A 14,637-nucleotide genomic window follows, 5' to 3' on the forward strand; every position below is an offset into this window, starting at 1 on the left:
CCAGGTGCCTGCCATTGATTGTCCCTTAGCGGAAGAGCAAATGGGACACCAAAACGCTGAAATTCAGAAAAGCTTTGCCAAACGAAGTTGGGGTGATCGCCGCATCATTACACGCCGCTTTGATCGCAATTTTGACATGAATTGCTTCGTAAAATGATGTGAACGCTCGGTGGTGCCCCGCAAGTGAAGAATGTTATTCGGAAAATGTTGCATCCCTTTTTCAATGTGGAAGCAACTTGATATAAACCTATCATCTTCGCGATGAGTATTATCAGCGAGGAGCACTCTATTCATCTTCTTTTCTAATGCGACGGGGCAGACGCAGCAGGCGATATTCTAGGAGTATGCGCTATGGTTAACTGCAGAGGGAAATGCCGCAGTCAATGTGTTATTTCGTGCGTAATTCTTTTGGTCGCGGGCGGGGCCATGTCGATTTCCGGCTGTACCCGAGCAAGCTTTGAACCGCGGTATCAAGTATCCGGAACGGTAACTTACGACGGAAAGCCGGTACCGTCGGGGCTGGTTAAGTTTCAGCCCGATGTCGAAAAGGGAGGCTACGGCCCCGGTGGCTACGCGCCGATCAAAGATGGCGAGTTTTGCACCGCAGAAGGCATTTGTGCCGGGCCGGTCAAGGTCTCGATCTGCGGCTTCGACGGGATTCCTCTCGAGGTCGTCAACGAAGATGGCAAGACGGTGATGGAGGAAACGAACCTCTTCAAAGAGTATCCGACTCTGGCCGAAATCAAGCACGCGAACACGGTCATCGATTTCGCCGTTCCCGAGTTGTAGGCACTACGAACCAGGACGCCGGGCAGGGCTCGGCGTGCTGGCTTAACCCAATGCAGCAGTGCAGCGGCTAAGGGGTGGTGGCCTTGGCTGGGTTGAAGTTGGGGACGAAGTTATTCCAACTGTTGAAGTCCCAGATACACAGCCGTCCCTCGTCCGAGAATACGTCGCGGTTGCCACCAAAGAGCCATTTCGGCGGCGTACCAGATCGGACGTATGAAACCTGGGCCACGATCGCTCCGATGTAGCAGCTTGAGGAAGGATCGTTTTGGTCTAAGCCGTACCATTTGCGTTTCAAGACGTTACAGCGTTCCGAACTAGGGCGAAAGTTTCCCTGCACGATATTCACCTTGCCGGGGCTGACCGAGGTCACCACTTGGACGTGGCCGCCTCCGGCGTACAAGATGATCAGGTCCCCTGGCTTGGCCAAAGGAAGGCTCACGTTGGCGTTACCCTTCTGGGCTCCTTTCACCATCACGACGGTATTGTAGGTCAGAAGATCGCTGGCCCCGGTCGATGGAAGCACCGCATCCAGGTAGGCCGCTTTCGAGTTGTACTTGGCCGGATCGAGGCCCTGCGGATTGGAGTTATTGCCGAAGAAGACCGGTAGCCCGTGCTGCTCGGCAAAGTCGACCACCATGCGAATCGAAAGATCTTCGCAGGTCGAACGCAGGTTGCCTGCCCGGTGGGGGCCATTGGTGCCCGCGTAATTGCGGTAGGTTTGAATGGTGTTGGCAGTCCACGCATTTTTTACGGTCCAGGCCGGCATTGCTGTTCCCTCCCCGATAAGATTTGTGCGTAAGAAAAGCGACAGACGCCGCGCAGAGCCTGGCGTCTTCCCGATTAACGACACATTTCGGAGAGGGTTGCCACAATTCTGAGAGATTGTGGCTGGAATACATTCGACCAGCGGGAATCCCGAGACGGACTATTCCCCCTCGGATTTCGAATGACGCTGCTGTTTGCGGTATTGGCTGGGGGTGACGTTCAATTCGTCACGCAGCAGCTTGTTCAAATACGAATAATGGCTGTAGCCCACCATCGCCGCGATTCGCTGCGTCGAAAGATTGGTCGATTCGAGCAAGTGTTTGACCCGTTCCAGGCGAACCTCGCGGATGACTTCCCCCATCGAGCGTCCGATCTGTTTTTTGAATTCGATCTCGAGCGTGCGAATCGGAATTCGGACGTAGCTGGAAACATCCTTCAGGCGAATACCGTCGCAGGCATGCTCGCGAATGTAGCTCACAGCCCGGTCGATATCGGTCACGGCGGCCCGCTTCCAGCCGGTGGTCGAGCGCCGGACAGAAACCTGCTCGACTGGGATCTCGAAGACCGTTTCCTTGGGTGGGTTCCCCAGGATCATCGAGTGCAGCAGCGACGCACAGCGGTAGCCAATTTCTACGCCGGGTGTGTGCACGCTGGATAGGGGCGGATCGGTCATCCGAGCCCGTTCCGAGTCTCCCACCCCCAGCACGCCGACTTCATCGGGAATCGAGAGTCCCATGTCGAGGGCGATCTTGGCGACAAACTCGGCCACGGCATCATTCAGAGCGACAATCGCCAGGGGCTTGGGGGACTTCTCCAGCAGCTGCTGGATCTTCTCGACAGTCGACTCGGAAATCTCCTTGTCTTCTTCGACCGTATCGACCGGAATCTCCTTGAGCGCCACGGCTTTAAGCTTGATGCCCCGCTTGGTGAGTTCGTCGGCCAGCCCGTCGCGACGTCGCTTCGATCCGTCTGACTTCTGATATCCCACGAACGCGATGTGCTCGAAGCCCGCTTCCGTTAAGTGGGCCGCGGCCAGGCGCCCAACCGAATGGACATCGGTGAAGACCGAGACGAAGCCGGAGTCGATCAAGTCGCCACTGGCCAACACCACCGGGACTTTGCCGCGTTTGAGCCAAGTGGTGATACCAGCGTTGCGGCCAGCAGAAACAATGGCTCCATCGACCTTGCCAGTCCACGGAGGATTGCCGATCAGGTTGGGGTCGTTGCTGGAAAAGCGGAAGTCGCGAACTTGAATGTTGGGATATTCTTCGACGTAGTTGAGCAGCCCTTGCAGCACGCGTCGCGAATGCTCGGTCCAAGAAGCGGAATGGATGCCGATCGTTATTTTTTCACTCATATGCGTCCAGGAGGTCAGGTTGGCCCGTCAAGGGAGAGGACGTCGACGTGCGCGATCTTGTATGGTGTATTGCGCAAGGTTTTACGTGCAAACGGTCGTTTTGGCAATAGTCCAGGGGGTGGCTGACGAACAAGAAAATGCCGCATTTCGCAGAAAAAGGTGGCAGATATGGCCCGCGATAGTCGGTATGCTGGATGTCGTATGTGTGCTTGATATTGGTATTTACGCTGATTGTCCCCCGGCTCTTTCAGGTGCCGTGGTGGGGCGGAAAGAATTCTCTCATGCTCCGAAATTTTTCGTTTCTGTTAGCCGTCTTAATGTGTCTTTTTGCGCAGGGACGAGCCGTTGCCGAGCCGTTTCAGTGGGCTTCTCCCTTCGGCGATCACATGATTCTGCAGCGCGATATGCCGATTCGGGTCTGGGGCTGGGGGACGCCAGGCGAGAAGGTCACCGTGAAGTTGGCTGACGCCGAGACCATCACTAAAGACCCACAGGCCAGCGCCACGGTTGCCGCCGACGGAAGTTGGAGCGTCGCGCTGGAGCCCATGCCGTACAGCAAGAGTTTCTACGATCTCGTCGCCACCAGCGGCAAACAGAAACTCATCGCGAAGAGCGTGCTATTGGGTGAAGTGTGGATCTGCAGCGGACAATCGAACATGCAGATGGGGTACCAGGGGATCCCCGAAATTAAGAAGTTGGCAGATCAATTGACGGGGGCTCCGGTTCGCTGCCTGCAGATCACCCAGGACGTTTCCTTCGAAGAGCAAGACCGCTGCACGGCCAAGTGGATCGTCGGTCCCGGCAATAGCGCTGTGGCCACCACGTTCGCGTACGACATGTATGAATCGTTGAAAGTGCCGATTGCCGTCATTGAAACGTCGTGGGGAAGTTCGTCCCTTGAAGGGTGGATGCCGCGAAGCATGGCCAAGGATCTGCCTCACTTTCAAGCGGCACTCAAGCAGTTGGATACGGAAGAACACGACCGCGTCGCCAGCTTGATCGCCAAGCAAGCAGGCGGAACGCGCTGGACGCGTGATGAAAACATTTACCTGCGAACTCGCCCCAACATTTTGTACAACGCGATGCTGCACCCGCTCGAGCCGCTGAGTGTTCGCGGGATGGTGTGGTATCAGGGGGAAGCCAACTCCAAGTCGATCGAGTCGATGCAGCAGTATGGCGACACGCTCTCGGCATGGACCACGCTGCTGCGCGAGCGTTTTCAAAACGAAGACTTCATGATGCTGGCCGTCATGTTGCCACGCTTCGGCCGGATGGCTGCCTCGTCGCCGACCAAGGATGTCGAGTCCCCTACGGCGCACGGCTGGGCCTGGATGCGCCAGTCGCAGGCAAAACTCTTACAACTGCCCAACACCGGGCTGGCCAACACGATCGATCTAGGGCATCTCACCAATATTCACCCTACGGACAAACGCCCGATCGGTAAGCGGTTGTCGATGATCGCCGTGAACTTTCTTGAGCCGGGCCGAGTCGACCCATCGGGACCACAGTTGAAGAAGTTGGAGATCGATGGCGCGACCGCCGTTGTCTCCTTGAGCCATGCCCGAGGTCTGAAGACCACCGATGGCAACGACCCAAAAGGATTCTGGATTTGCGGCAAGGATCGCCAGTGGAAGCGGGCGGTGGCTAAGATCGACGGCGAGACGGTTCGGTTGACGAGCAAAGAGGTGCCTGCCCCGGTGGCGGTGCGTTATGCATTTGCCTCGTTCCCGCAGGTGAATCTGATCAACGACTGGGATTTGCCTGCGGTGCCGTTCCGAACGGACGACTACGCCCCGTAACTTGATTCCAGGAAACTTGGGGAAACATTCAATTTAGCGCGACAGAATTGCTGTCACGCGGCTGTTTACTGATGAGCAGGGGCCATGATGCCCGCTGCTCGCTTTATTTCCGTTTGCTTGATCCCGCCTCAACTGCTTATCGAGCCTGAGCTTATGAAACGCCCTATCTTGTTGGTTGCTGCGCTGCTGCTGTTCGTTCATACCGCGACCGGCGTGCTGGCTGCCGCTGAAAAAGATCGTCCCAACATTCTGATTCTGTACGCCGACGACCTCGGGTTCGGCGACCTTTCGTGCTACAACGCCAAGGGAAAAATCCCCACGCCCAATCTCGATAAGCTGGCCGCTTCGGGCACACGCTTCACCGACGGACATTCTTCTTCAGGCATTTGCACCCCCAGCCGTTACGCGCTGCTGACCGGGCGACATCACTGGCGCGACTTTCATGGGATCGTCAATGCGTTCGGCAGTTCGGTCTTCCAGCCAGAGCGTTTGACCATGCCGGAGATGCTGAAGGAGCAAGGTTACGCCACCGCGTGCATCGGCAAGTGGCACCTCGGCTGGGACTGGGACGCGATTCGCAACAACAAGGGAATTCAGCCTGACAGCTTCGACTGGACGAAGTCGATTCCCGACGGACCGCTGGCCCATGGCTTCGATCATTACTTCGGCGACACGGTCATTAACTTCCCGCCGTATGCGTGGATTGAAGATGACAAGTTGGCCCAGATCCCCGACACGATGAAAGACGAGTCGAAGTGGAAGAAGATCAAGGAAGGGAGTTGGGAATGTCGCCCCGGTCCGATGGTTACCGGCTGGGATCCGTACGCCGTGCTGCCCACCCTGACCGATAAAGGGGTGGCATATCTGGAATCTCGTAAGGACGAGAAGAAGCCGTTCTTCCTCTACTTTGCGTTCCCGTGCCCGCACGCTCCGATCATTCCCAACGATGCCTACGACGGCAAGAGTGGTGCTGGTCCGTTTGGTGACTTCGTGGTCGAAACCGATGCGATGGTGGGCCGGCTGCTGGCCGCGCTGGAAGCTTCCGGCCAGGCCGACAACACGATCGTGGTCTTTACCGCCGACAATGGGCCAGAGCATTACGCGTATGCTCGCGATGCGAAGTATGGTCACTGGTCGCCAGAGCCCTTCCGCGGTTTGAAGCGAGACATCTATGAAGGGGGCCATCACGTGCCGTTCATCGTTCGCTGGCCCGGCGTGACCACGCCTGGCACGGTGAGTGACGCGTTGGTTTCGCAGATCGACTTGATGGGAACGTTCGCCGCCGCACTCGATTTTCAACTGCCTGCCGATGCGGCCGAAGACTCGCACAATATGTTGCCCCATCTGCAAGGGAAAACGGAAGACGTGCGTGCGTCGCACGTGCATAATACATTCGCCGGGCAGTACGCGATTCGCGAGGGCGATTGGCTGCTGGTCAATGCCAAGACCGGCTATCGCTCGAAAGGTTGGCAGGCCTGGGAACCGCGGCACAATTACCCAGGCGACGACAAGCAGCCGGTCGAGTTGTACAACCTGAAGCAGGATATCGGCCAGCGTCACAACGTGGCCGCCGATCACCCTGAGAAGGTCGAAGAGATGCAGAAGCTGTTGGCCAAGATTCAAGAGCAAGGACACTCGGCACCTCGCCTGGCGAAGTAGCGATTAGGAGCACGGATATGAACGATCGAGCAACCTGGTTCTGCCTGGCTTTTCTGTTATTGATTCCGCAAGCGTTAATGGCGGCGGAAAAGCCGAACATCGTCTTTATCATGTGCGACGATCTCGGCTATGGGGACGTCCACTGCTTGAACCCCAAGCACGGCAAGATCGCCACGCCGGGTGCCGATGCGTTGGCAAAGCAAGGGATGACCTTTACCGATGCTCACAGCGGATCGTCGGTTTGCACGCCGACTCGTTATGGCCTGCTGACGGGGCGGTACAGTTGGCGGACGAAACTGCAAAGTGGCGTGGTGACTGGCTTCGCCCCGTGCTTGATTGATGAGAATCGTCCGACGGTGGCCAGCTTTCTGAAAGAGCAGGGGTACCAGACGGCAATCATCGGCAAGTGGCATCTGAACTTTCAGTACTGCAACCCCGACAGCGGGCAGCCTTACTCGGCGAAGCAGTTCAAGTCGCCGCCGGTGGGATCGAAGATTCCCGATGGCCCCGTGGCTCGCGGGTTCGATTATTACCACGGCTTTCACCATGCCCGCGATATGCAGACGGTGATCGAGAACGACACGGTCATCGAGCACTCGGAACCGATCAACATGCTGCCTCGGCTGACGCGTAAGAGTGTCGAGTACATCGACCAGCACGCTGGTGGCAAGCAGCCGTTCTTCTTGTACATTCCGCTCGGCTCGCCCCATACGCCGATTTTGCCGACCCAGGCCTGGCAGGGGAAAAGTGGCCTGGGGGATTACGGCGACTTCGTGATGGAGACCGACCATGTTGTTGTCGAGGTGAACAAGGCGTTGGAACGCAACGGCCTGACCGACAACACGTTGGTCATTTTCACCAGCGATAACGGGTGCAGCAAAGCGGCCGGCATTGAGAAACTGGCCGAAAAGGGGCACATCGTCAGCGCCCATCTGCGCGGGTCGAAGGCCGACATCTGGGACGGCGGGCATCGCGTGCCGTTTCTGGTGCGTTGGCCAGGCAAGGTCGCCGCCGGCTCGACGTGCGACCAGTTGATTTGCCTGACCGACTGGTTCGCCACCGCGGCCGATCTGATTGGGACCGAAGTGCCAGCCGGTTCGTGCGAAGACAGCGTCAGCTTTCTACCGGCACTTTCCGGAGAGACCATCACGTCCACCCGGGCTGGCGTCGTGCATCATTCGGTGAGCGGGCACTTCGCCTATCGGCAAGGTCCCTGGAAGCTGGCCCTGGCCCGCGGTTCCGGCGGTTGGAGTTCGCCCAACGAGAAGCAAGCTGGTAAAAAGGGACCCCAGGCGCAGCTTTACCACATGACCGACGACATCGGCGAACAGGACAATCGCTACCTGAGCGAAACCTCGATTGCCGAGCAACTGCTTCAGCAACTGCAAGCCGACATCGAGCGCGGCCGCAGCACCGATGGCCCTAAGTCGGAAAACGATACGAAAAAGATTAACCTTTGGAAGAGTGAGAAGAACTAAGCAAAGTCCCTTCGTTTCATCCCAAGGGCCGGAGGCCCGGCCGAATGTAGCCAGGGGCGTGAGCCCCTGGAAAGGGAACGCAAAAGATGACAAGCCCTGGAAGGGCGACCGAAAACTCGATGCTTCTTTTCGGTCGCCCTTCCAGGGCTTAGAAGGTTTTTCGATCGGATACCAGGGGCTCACGCCCCTGGCTATATTCGGTCGGCCTTCCAGGCCTGAAGAGTAATCCCATTGGCTGTAGAGGCGGATGCAGAGGTTAATTTCAGCATCCTGCTGCGGCACTTATCTGCTCCCCGTGTTAGGACTTTCCATGATCATTGCGACTCGAACCATCCTCGCATGTCTGCTTCTCGCCGTGTGCTTTGGCGCTACCGCTTCGGCGGCCGAGCGACCGAACATCTTGTTTATCATCGTCGACGATCAGTCGCCGTTCGACTTGAAGCTTTACAACCCGGATTCCAAGCTCGATACGCCAGTGATCGACCAGTTGGCCAAAGACGGCATGGTGTTCGATGCGGCGTACCAGATGGGCTCGTGGTCGGGGGCGGTTTGCACGCCGTCTCGACATATGGTGATGAGCGGCCGGACCGTGTGGCACATTCCCAGCCGACTCAATCGCAAGCGAAATCCGAATGAAGGAGATGGTGAACTCGTGCCGGAGAACCTGCCTGATTACACGATGGGTGCGGTCTTCAATCGTGCCGGGTACGATACGATGCGAACCTGCAAAACCGGCAACAGTTACGACGCGGCGAACAAAAAGTTCACCGTCGTCAAAGATGCCATGAAGCGGGGCGGGACCGCAGAGACCGGCAGTGCCTGGCATGCCAAGCAGGTTCTCCAGTATTTGGACCAGCGCGAGAAGTCGCAGGACGAAGATCCGTTTCTGATTTACTTTGGATTCTCGCATCCGCACGATACCCGCGATGGTACGCCAGAGCTTTTGGAAAAGTACGGTTCAATCAATCACACGAAACAGACCACGCTGCCCCAGCCAAACGACAAGCAGCCGCAGATGCCGCCCAACTGGCTGCCGAAGCATCCCTTCGAGAACAGTCACTTGAACGTGCGCGATGAAGTGGCGGTCAGTGGTGTGTGGACCAACCGCGACGAAGCGACCATTCGCAACGAACTGGGACGCGAGTTCGCGTGCAGCGAAAACATCGATATCCAGATCGGCAAGGTACTGGCCAAGCTGGAAGCGATGGGGGAACTCGATAACACCTACATCTTCTACACCTCGGATCACGGAATGGCGATCGGCCGGCATGGTTTGCAAGGGAAACAGAATTTGTACCAGCACACCTGGCGCGTGCCGATGGTGGTGAAAGGCCCTGGCATTAAGCCTGGCACGCGGGCCGAAGGGAACATCTACCTGCTCGACGTGCTGGCGACGCTGTGCGATCTGACCGGGGTCGATGCTCCTGAAACCAGCGAAGGAACCAGCTTCAAGCCGGTACTGACAGGCCAGCAGCAGACCGTTCGCGACGTGCTGTACGGCGTGTACTGCGGCGGCGAGAAGCCTGGCATGCGATGCGTCAAGAAGGGAGATTGGAAGCTGCTGAAGTACGACGTGCCCAGTGCCGGCGTGCAAGAGACGCAGCTGTTCAACCTGGCCGAGAACCCGCACGAGTTCCTGCCGCAGCACCACACCAAGGAAGTGATCGCCATGACCGGCATCACCCCCGAGAAGCACCAAACAAACCTGGCCGACGACCCCAAGTACGCCGCCCAGCGGAAAGAGCTGGAGGCCTTGCTGCAAGCAGAAATGAAACGCCTGGACGATCCGTTCGTACTATGGGATCAAGCCAAGTAGCTCCCCCCGGCTACCATAACTTCAAGTCGGGGCGTGCCTGTTTGAGCGCCTCGACGTCGCTCTTTTGGTAGTAGCTGTGCTCTGCCGGGAGCGTGGCGAATGTGTCGAGGTTCACGCTCTTGATGTTGGGCATGTCTTTCAGTTTGAGCAGTGCTTCGGCGGAGATCGTCCGCGGTAGGCTAAGGGACTCAAGTGCCGGCATTTCTTTCAAATAGACGAAGCCGGAGCCGTCGATCTGATCGCAATCGCTGATGCCCAGTCTCTTAAGCTTGGTAAAACGCTGTAGCTTTTCCAGCTGCGCGTCGGTGGTGGGGGTTTCGCCGAGCTCGAGTGACTCGAGCGTATCGACATTGATCGCGGTCAGCGCGTTAGGCGTGATCTGGGTTTCGATCGCGGCCAGACGTTCGAGATTGGGCAACGCTCCCAGGGCTGCCAGGGTAGCCGGCGAGAGGTGTGGGCTCTTCGATAGATTGATGTAGTTGAGTTCGCCCAGCTCGGCCAGATGCTGAAGTCCCTCGCCGGTGAGTTGGTTGTCGTAGAGATTCAACTGCTTAAGGTGTTTGAGCTTGGCCAAGTGACGAAAGTTGTCATCGGTAAGGGGCGTCGAGTGAAGGTCAAGGTTCGACAATTCAGGAAGGTTCGCCAGGTATGCCAGCCCTTCGCCGGTGATTTGTGTTTCGCCCAACGATAGGGTTCTCAGGTTCTTCAGGTCGGCTAGGTTCGCCAGCCCTTCATCGGTGATCAACGTGCCGGCCAGATCAAGCGAAGTTAGCTCGGTTTTGTCTTTCAGATAGGCTAGACCGGCGTCGGTGATGTCTCCACTTGAGACATCCAAGCGAGCTAGTTTCTGTTTATCCTGAAGCGCTTCGAGTAGCTTGTCGGTCGCAGGCGAAAAGCCATGTCTTACGATTTCGAGATTCTTCAGCGGGGCGATAAACTCGTAGCCGGCCTCGGTGAAACGCTCGACGACGTCGAACTTCAGGGTATCGATTTCAGCCGGGTCGTCGACATCTTCGACATCGACACCCCGCGCGGCGAGTTCCTCGAGGATCGTCTTGGGCTCGCTGGGGTTGGCCTTGAGCGATTGGAAGATGTGCATCGCGAGTTGCAGCTCGTCCATCTTCGGCGTGTCGAGTGCACTTTCGCCGATGGTCATCTTGTAGTCGAACTTGCCGACCGCGCGGGTACCCCAGGCCATGTAGGCCTTGCCCGGTTCGCCCCATGGGTCTGGGCTGCTGATGGCCAGCACCGATGGGTCTGCAAAGCGGAGGAACTCTTTGTCTTGCATGTACTGTGCTGCGGTTTTGCCTGACATCGACGCGCCCAACTCGAATGCCTGACTTGCTCGCCGCAATAGGAAGCGAAACGTGGGCTTGCCGAATTCGATCTTCAGCAGAAAGCGGTCATTGTTGGTGTCGGTGATCTCGACCTGGGGAAGGGAGAACGACTGCTCCACTTCCATCGTCGATAGCAGGTCGACCGTAACCGGCAGGCCGTACTTCGACAGATCGACCGGCTGAAACTTCTGGCCGACGTACTTCTCGGGGAGCTGCGCCGGTTGCGGCTTCAAATCCTCCCACTTTGGCATCAGATCGTTGGCCGTATTTTGCTGGGCCGGCAGAGGCGACGGGGCTGCCAGAAGCACAGCAGTGACCAAAGCGAGAACGCTGTTCGTGATGACGCAGCGGAAATCTATCAGCATGAGGCTTCTCCGATTTCGGTTCCATTTAGATGAGGCCCCATTTTAGGCGTGTTTCCAAATCACAACCACATACAGGTAACGCTGCGCGAAAGATGCAGGAAAGAGCGTGGTTTAGCGGGGCGACGCATTCCCAGAGCGAACAATCGATTTCGTGTGCGCGAAAGGTGCAAGAATCGGTTCCGATTGCGGCGATCGTCGTGGTTGGTCGTCCCCTCGATTGGGCTCCCGTGATGCCGCTTGGAAACACGGTTGCCAAAACACCACAGGCCGCGTTTGGCCTGCGGACAAATCGCATCGTGCGCAAGTTCCATACTGATGGGGTGTTGCGAGTAGTCTCTGGGGTTGGACGCAGGTTTTGGCATGCCTCATGCAAACTGCTGGGACTCTGGATCACTCGATTTTTTTCATGGGGCAAACCAATGCAACGAACGATTCGCGAGATCAACGATCCCGCTCGATTAAGTGAACTGGCCATCGCGTGGGATCGGCTGCATCGACGCACGCCAGGAGCGACTTTCTTTCAAACGCTCGAATGGCTGACGATCACGCTGCGACATTTCAAGCGTCAGCAGAAGCTACGAGTCTTGGTGGTTAGCGAAGGGGACGAGCCGGTAGGTATCGTCCCCTTTACGGTTCGAATGGAAAAGTTTCGCTTGGGTAGCCTGCGTGTTCTTTCGTTCCCGCTGGATGACTGGGGAACATTCTATGGGCCGATCGGCAAAGATCCTGTCGGTTTGATGCAAAGTGCCTTGGAGTATATTCGCTCGCAGCCGCGCGACTGGGATGTGATCGACTTTCGTTACCTGTGCGAGCAGGCCGATCATTTCCCGCAGCTGGCGAAGGTGATCAGTGATCAGCCTATTCCGTTTTTCGAGCGACCTCGGATGGAAGCCCCGGTCGTCGAACTGGCCGACTCATGGGAAGAGTTCACCAAGTCGAAGTCGAAGAATTGGCGGCGGGGGATGAAGCGGGAACAAGAGCGAGCCAGGCAGCATGGTAAGCTGAAGTACGTTCGGTACCGTAGCGATATCGAAACCGGCAAGATCGACCCGCGATGGGACCTGTTCGAGCAGTCTCGCAGCGTTGCCCAGCGAAGCTGGCAGGCCAGTTCTCCGCTAGAGGCTTCGTTCTGTAGTTCACGAGTGGCCCCGTTGATTCGTGACTTGCATGTCGAAGCGGCTCTCAACGGGATGCTCGACATGAATCTGCTATACCTCGACGATCGTCCGGTGGCGTTTCTGTACAACTATGTGTGCCGCGGGAATGTTTACTGTTTGCGAAGCGGCTACGATGCGTCGTGCCCGGCATCGGGGCTGGGGACGATTCTGCTGGCCGAGTTTGTCGAAGACAGTCACAACCGGGGTGATCTGCAAATCAACTTTGGCCCCGGCACGCAGGACTACAAACTACGCTTCGCCACCCAGATTCAGCGGGCTGTGACCTTTACCCACTACAGCCCGTGGGGAATGCATACGCAGATGTTGGCCACCAGAGCGATGATCGATCCGAGCATTCCCGGTTTCGATAATCGCTGCCAGAAACGGTTGGTGACTTAAAGCCTGGTCAGTGGGTTGTCGCGCTGTTTGAGTGGGAACTCGATGATTTGCCCGTTTTGACGATGCGATTCGAACACGCCGCAGACCATTTCGACCGTCCAGGCAGCTTCGTGAATATCGCACTTGGGCGCGTGGTTGGCGATCACGGCCCTCATCAAATCTCTACCGGCGGCGACGTGGTTATGCACGCTTTGAATGTCGTACGACTTGGTTTCCTCTTGGCCGACACCTTGCGAGGTAATCGGGATCCAGGTACGCGGCGTATTGGCTGGATTGTATGGGTTGCCAGGCGTGAAGTGCGCGACGGGATCGCGGTCGATGTGCCAGGTAACAACCCCTTTGCTGCCGATGATTTGAAAGCAGTAGCCGTCAGGATTGGTGCCGTCGTTAGCGACCGATTCGTAGTAGGCGACCAGGCCGTTGTTCATCAGGTAGCGGGCATGGACTTCGTTACCGGCCAACGGGCCGAGCCCTTCGTTGCCGGGCTTCACGTCCTGGGCGGTTACCAGCTTGCCGTCTTGCAGCAGCATGCCAGAGACACTTTTGGGCTGGCCTCCGCCGAAGTAGCAGAACAAATTCAAGATGTGCGTCCCCAACACCCACAGGTCTTCGCTGCCGCCGCGGTGGTCTCCTTTTCCTTTGCCACGCAGTTCGAGGACTTTGCCCAGTTCGCCTGACTCGATCAGCTTGTCGATGTGTTTCAGCGCCGGGTGGTAGCGATTGCGGTGCGCAACGGCGACCTTGGTACCGTGCTTTTCGGCCGCGGCGATCAGGGCGTCGGCTTCGGCTGGCGTCCGCACGAATGGCTTCTCGCAGTAAACCCCCTTCGCCCCTGACTCGATCGCGGCCAGCACCATGTCGAAGTGTTGATCGGGATGACGTGGGCCGACCGCAACGAACTCAGGCTTCACTTCTTCGAGCATGACCTGGTAGTCCGCAAAACCTTTGGCCCCTTCCAGCCGCTTGGTGGCCAGCGACAGCCCGCGTGGGTCGGCATCGGCCACGGCGACCACTTTCGCCGTGTCGATCTTCTGCCACATGGTATCGAGCCCGTGCCCATAGTTGCCGCGGCCTGTGTGGCCGATCACGGCAACGGGACGCGGAGGAATAATCGCGTAAGCCAGTGAAGGGGTCAGCAGAGCAGCGGACGAAGCGGCGAGAAAGGTTCGACGTTTCATGGTAGGCATTGATAGAAAAGAGTGTGCAAGAAAGGCAGGTTAGATGACAGAATTCTAACATGCCAGCCTGCGATTCGCCACGGAGTGGGTGGTTAGTCCATCTGCTCGAGTTCTGCCAGTCGTTTGCGCAGTCGGGCCTTTTCCTGTTCGACCGTTTCCTGCTGGGCAGGCGTATCGAGATGCTTCGGACGCGGTGGTTCCGATTTGGCTTGAGGGCAGCTGACAATCGTGTCGTTGGTCATATAAACGCCGGTCATCAGCGAGGTCTTCACGTGCGCCTTGTGGATGCACCCTGCGCGGTCGCGAAAACGGACGCGATAGATGCGGTCGCTCTTTTCGCCAAACCAGCCAGGGCCGAAGGGAGCCCAGTGTGTTTCCAGGAGTTCCCCGCCAGTTCGGGTGACATACTTGCGAACACGCTCGCGGTCCATGGAATCGGCCAACAGGCGAAATAGGATGCTGGCAGCAATCGAGACACCGATCACGATAAAGACGAATTCCCCGCCGTTCATCGCTGAGACTTACCTCCGAAATAGAT

The 14,637-nt window shown here is 57.5% G+C and carries 11 protein-coding genes; 6 read left to right on the forward strand and 5 right to left on the reverse strand.

Annotated features, from left to right (window positions below; all coding sequences use genetic code 11):
* The first annotated feature begins 426 nt into the window (after nucleotides 1-426).
* On the forward strand, nucleotides 427-789 hold the full coding sequence (locus tag C5Y96_RS05160; protein WP_146115520.1) for a hypothetical protein: 363 nt from the start codon (nucleotides 427-429) through the stop codon (nucleotides 787-789).
* 67 nt (nucleotides 790-856) lie between these two features.
* Here the strand turns inward: C5Y96_RS05160 and C5Y96_RS05165 are convergent, their stop codons facing one another.
* The gene (locus C5Y96_RS05165) at nucleotides 857-1,555 is read right to left on the reverse strand and encodes a CHAP domain-containing protein (RefSeq protein WP_105350568.1); all 699 of its coding nucleotides are present in this window, start codon (nucleotides 1,553-1,555) and stop codon (nucleotides 857-859) included.
* Between the two features lie 159 nt (nucleotides 1,556-1,714).
* Nucleotides 1,715-2,911: a substrate-binding domain-containing protein gene (locus tag C5Y96_RS05170; protein WP_105350570.1), complete on the reverse strand. Its 1,197-nt coding sequence runs from the start codon at nucleotides 2,909-2,911 to the stop codon at nucleotides 1,715-1,717.
* A gap of 281 nt (nucleotides 2,912-3,192) precedes the next feature.
* Here C5Y96_RS05170 and C5Y96_RS05175 point away from each other — a divergent pair, with 281 nt between their 5' ends.
* From C5Y96_RS05175 to C5Y96_RS05190, 4 genes are all read left to right on the forward strand, one after another.
* Nucleotides 3,193-4,710, forward strand: coding sequence for a sialate O-acetylesterase (locus tag C5Y96_RS05175; protein ID WP_158261098.1), 1,518 nt, complete (start codon nucleotides 3,193-3,195; stop codon nucleotides 4,708-4,710).
* 84 nt (nucleotides 4,711-4,794) lie between these two features.
* Nucleotides 4,795-6,369: a sulfatase family protein gene (locus C5Y96_RS05180; RefSeq protein ID WP_233198787.1), complete on the forward strand. Its 1,575-nt coding sequence runs from the start codon at nucleotides 4,795-4,797 to the stop codon at nucleotides 6,367-6,369.
* A gap of 17 nt (nucleotides 6,370-6,386) precedes the next feature.
* Entirely contained in the window at nucleotides 6,387-7,847 is a 1,461-nt protein-coding gene (locus tag C5Y96_RS05185) for a sulfatase family protein (RefSeq protein ID WP_105350573.1), read from the forward strand.
* A 310-nt stretch (nucleotides 7,848-8,157) separates the two neighbouring features.
* Nucleotides 8,158-9,663: a sulfatase-like hydrolase/transferase gene (locus tag C5Y96_RS05190; RefSeq protein WP_105350576.1), complete on the forward strand. Its 1,506-nt coding sequence runs from the start codon at nucleotides 8,158-8,160 to the stop codon at nucleotides 9,661-9,663.
* A gap of 10 nt (nucleotides 9,664-9,673) precedes the next feature.
* On the opposite strand, the gene C5Y96_RS05195 is transcribed toward C5Y96_RS05190, so the two are convergent.
* Nucleotides 9,674-11,365, reverse strand: coding sequence for a leucine-rich repeat domain-containing protein (locus C5Y96_RS05195; RefSeq protein ID WP_105350578.1), 1,692 nt, complete (start codon nucleotides 11,363-11,365; stop codon nucleotides 9,674-9,676).
* A 419-nt stretch (nucleotides 11,366-11,784) separates the two neighbouring features.
* On the opposite strand from C5Y96_RS05195, the gene C5Y96_RS05200 reads away from it, so the two are divergent.
* Nucleotides 11,785-12,921, forward strand: coding sequence for a GNAT family N-acetyltransferase (locus tag C5Y96_RS05200; RefSeq protein WP_158261099.1), 1,137 nt, complete (start codon nucleotides 11,785-11,787; stop codon nucleotides 12,919-12,921).
* On the opposite strand, the gene C5Y96_RS05205 is transcribed toward C5Y96_RS05200, so the two are convergent.
* Nucleotides 12,918-14,099, reverse strand: a complete 1,182-nt coding sequence (locus C5Y96_RS05205) for a Gfo/Idh/MocA family protein (RefSeq protein WP_105350583.1) — start codon at nucleotides 14,097-14,099, stop codon at nucleotides 12,918-12,920. The genes C5Y96_RS05200 and C5Y96_RS05205 overlap by 4 nt on opposite strands.
* 92 nt (nucleotides 14,100-14,191) lie before the next feature.
* Complete coding sequence (locus C5Y96_RS05210) at nucleotides 14,192-14,611, reverse strand: hypothetical protein (RefSeq protein WP_105350586.1); 420 nt, start codon at nucleotides 14,609-14,611, stop codon at nucleotides 14,192-14,194.
* Nucleotides 14,612-14,637 lie beyond the last annotated feature (26 nt).

The organism is Blastopirellula marina (assembly GCF_002967715.1).
Taxonomy (GTDB): domain Bacteria; phylum Planctomycetota; class Planctomycetia; order Pirellulales; family Pirellulaceae; genus Bremerella; species Bremerella marina_B.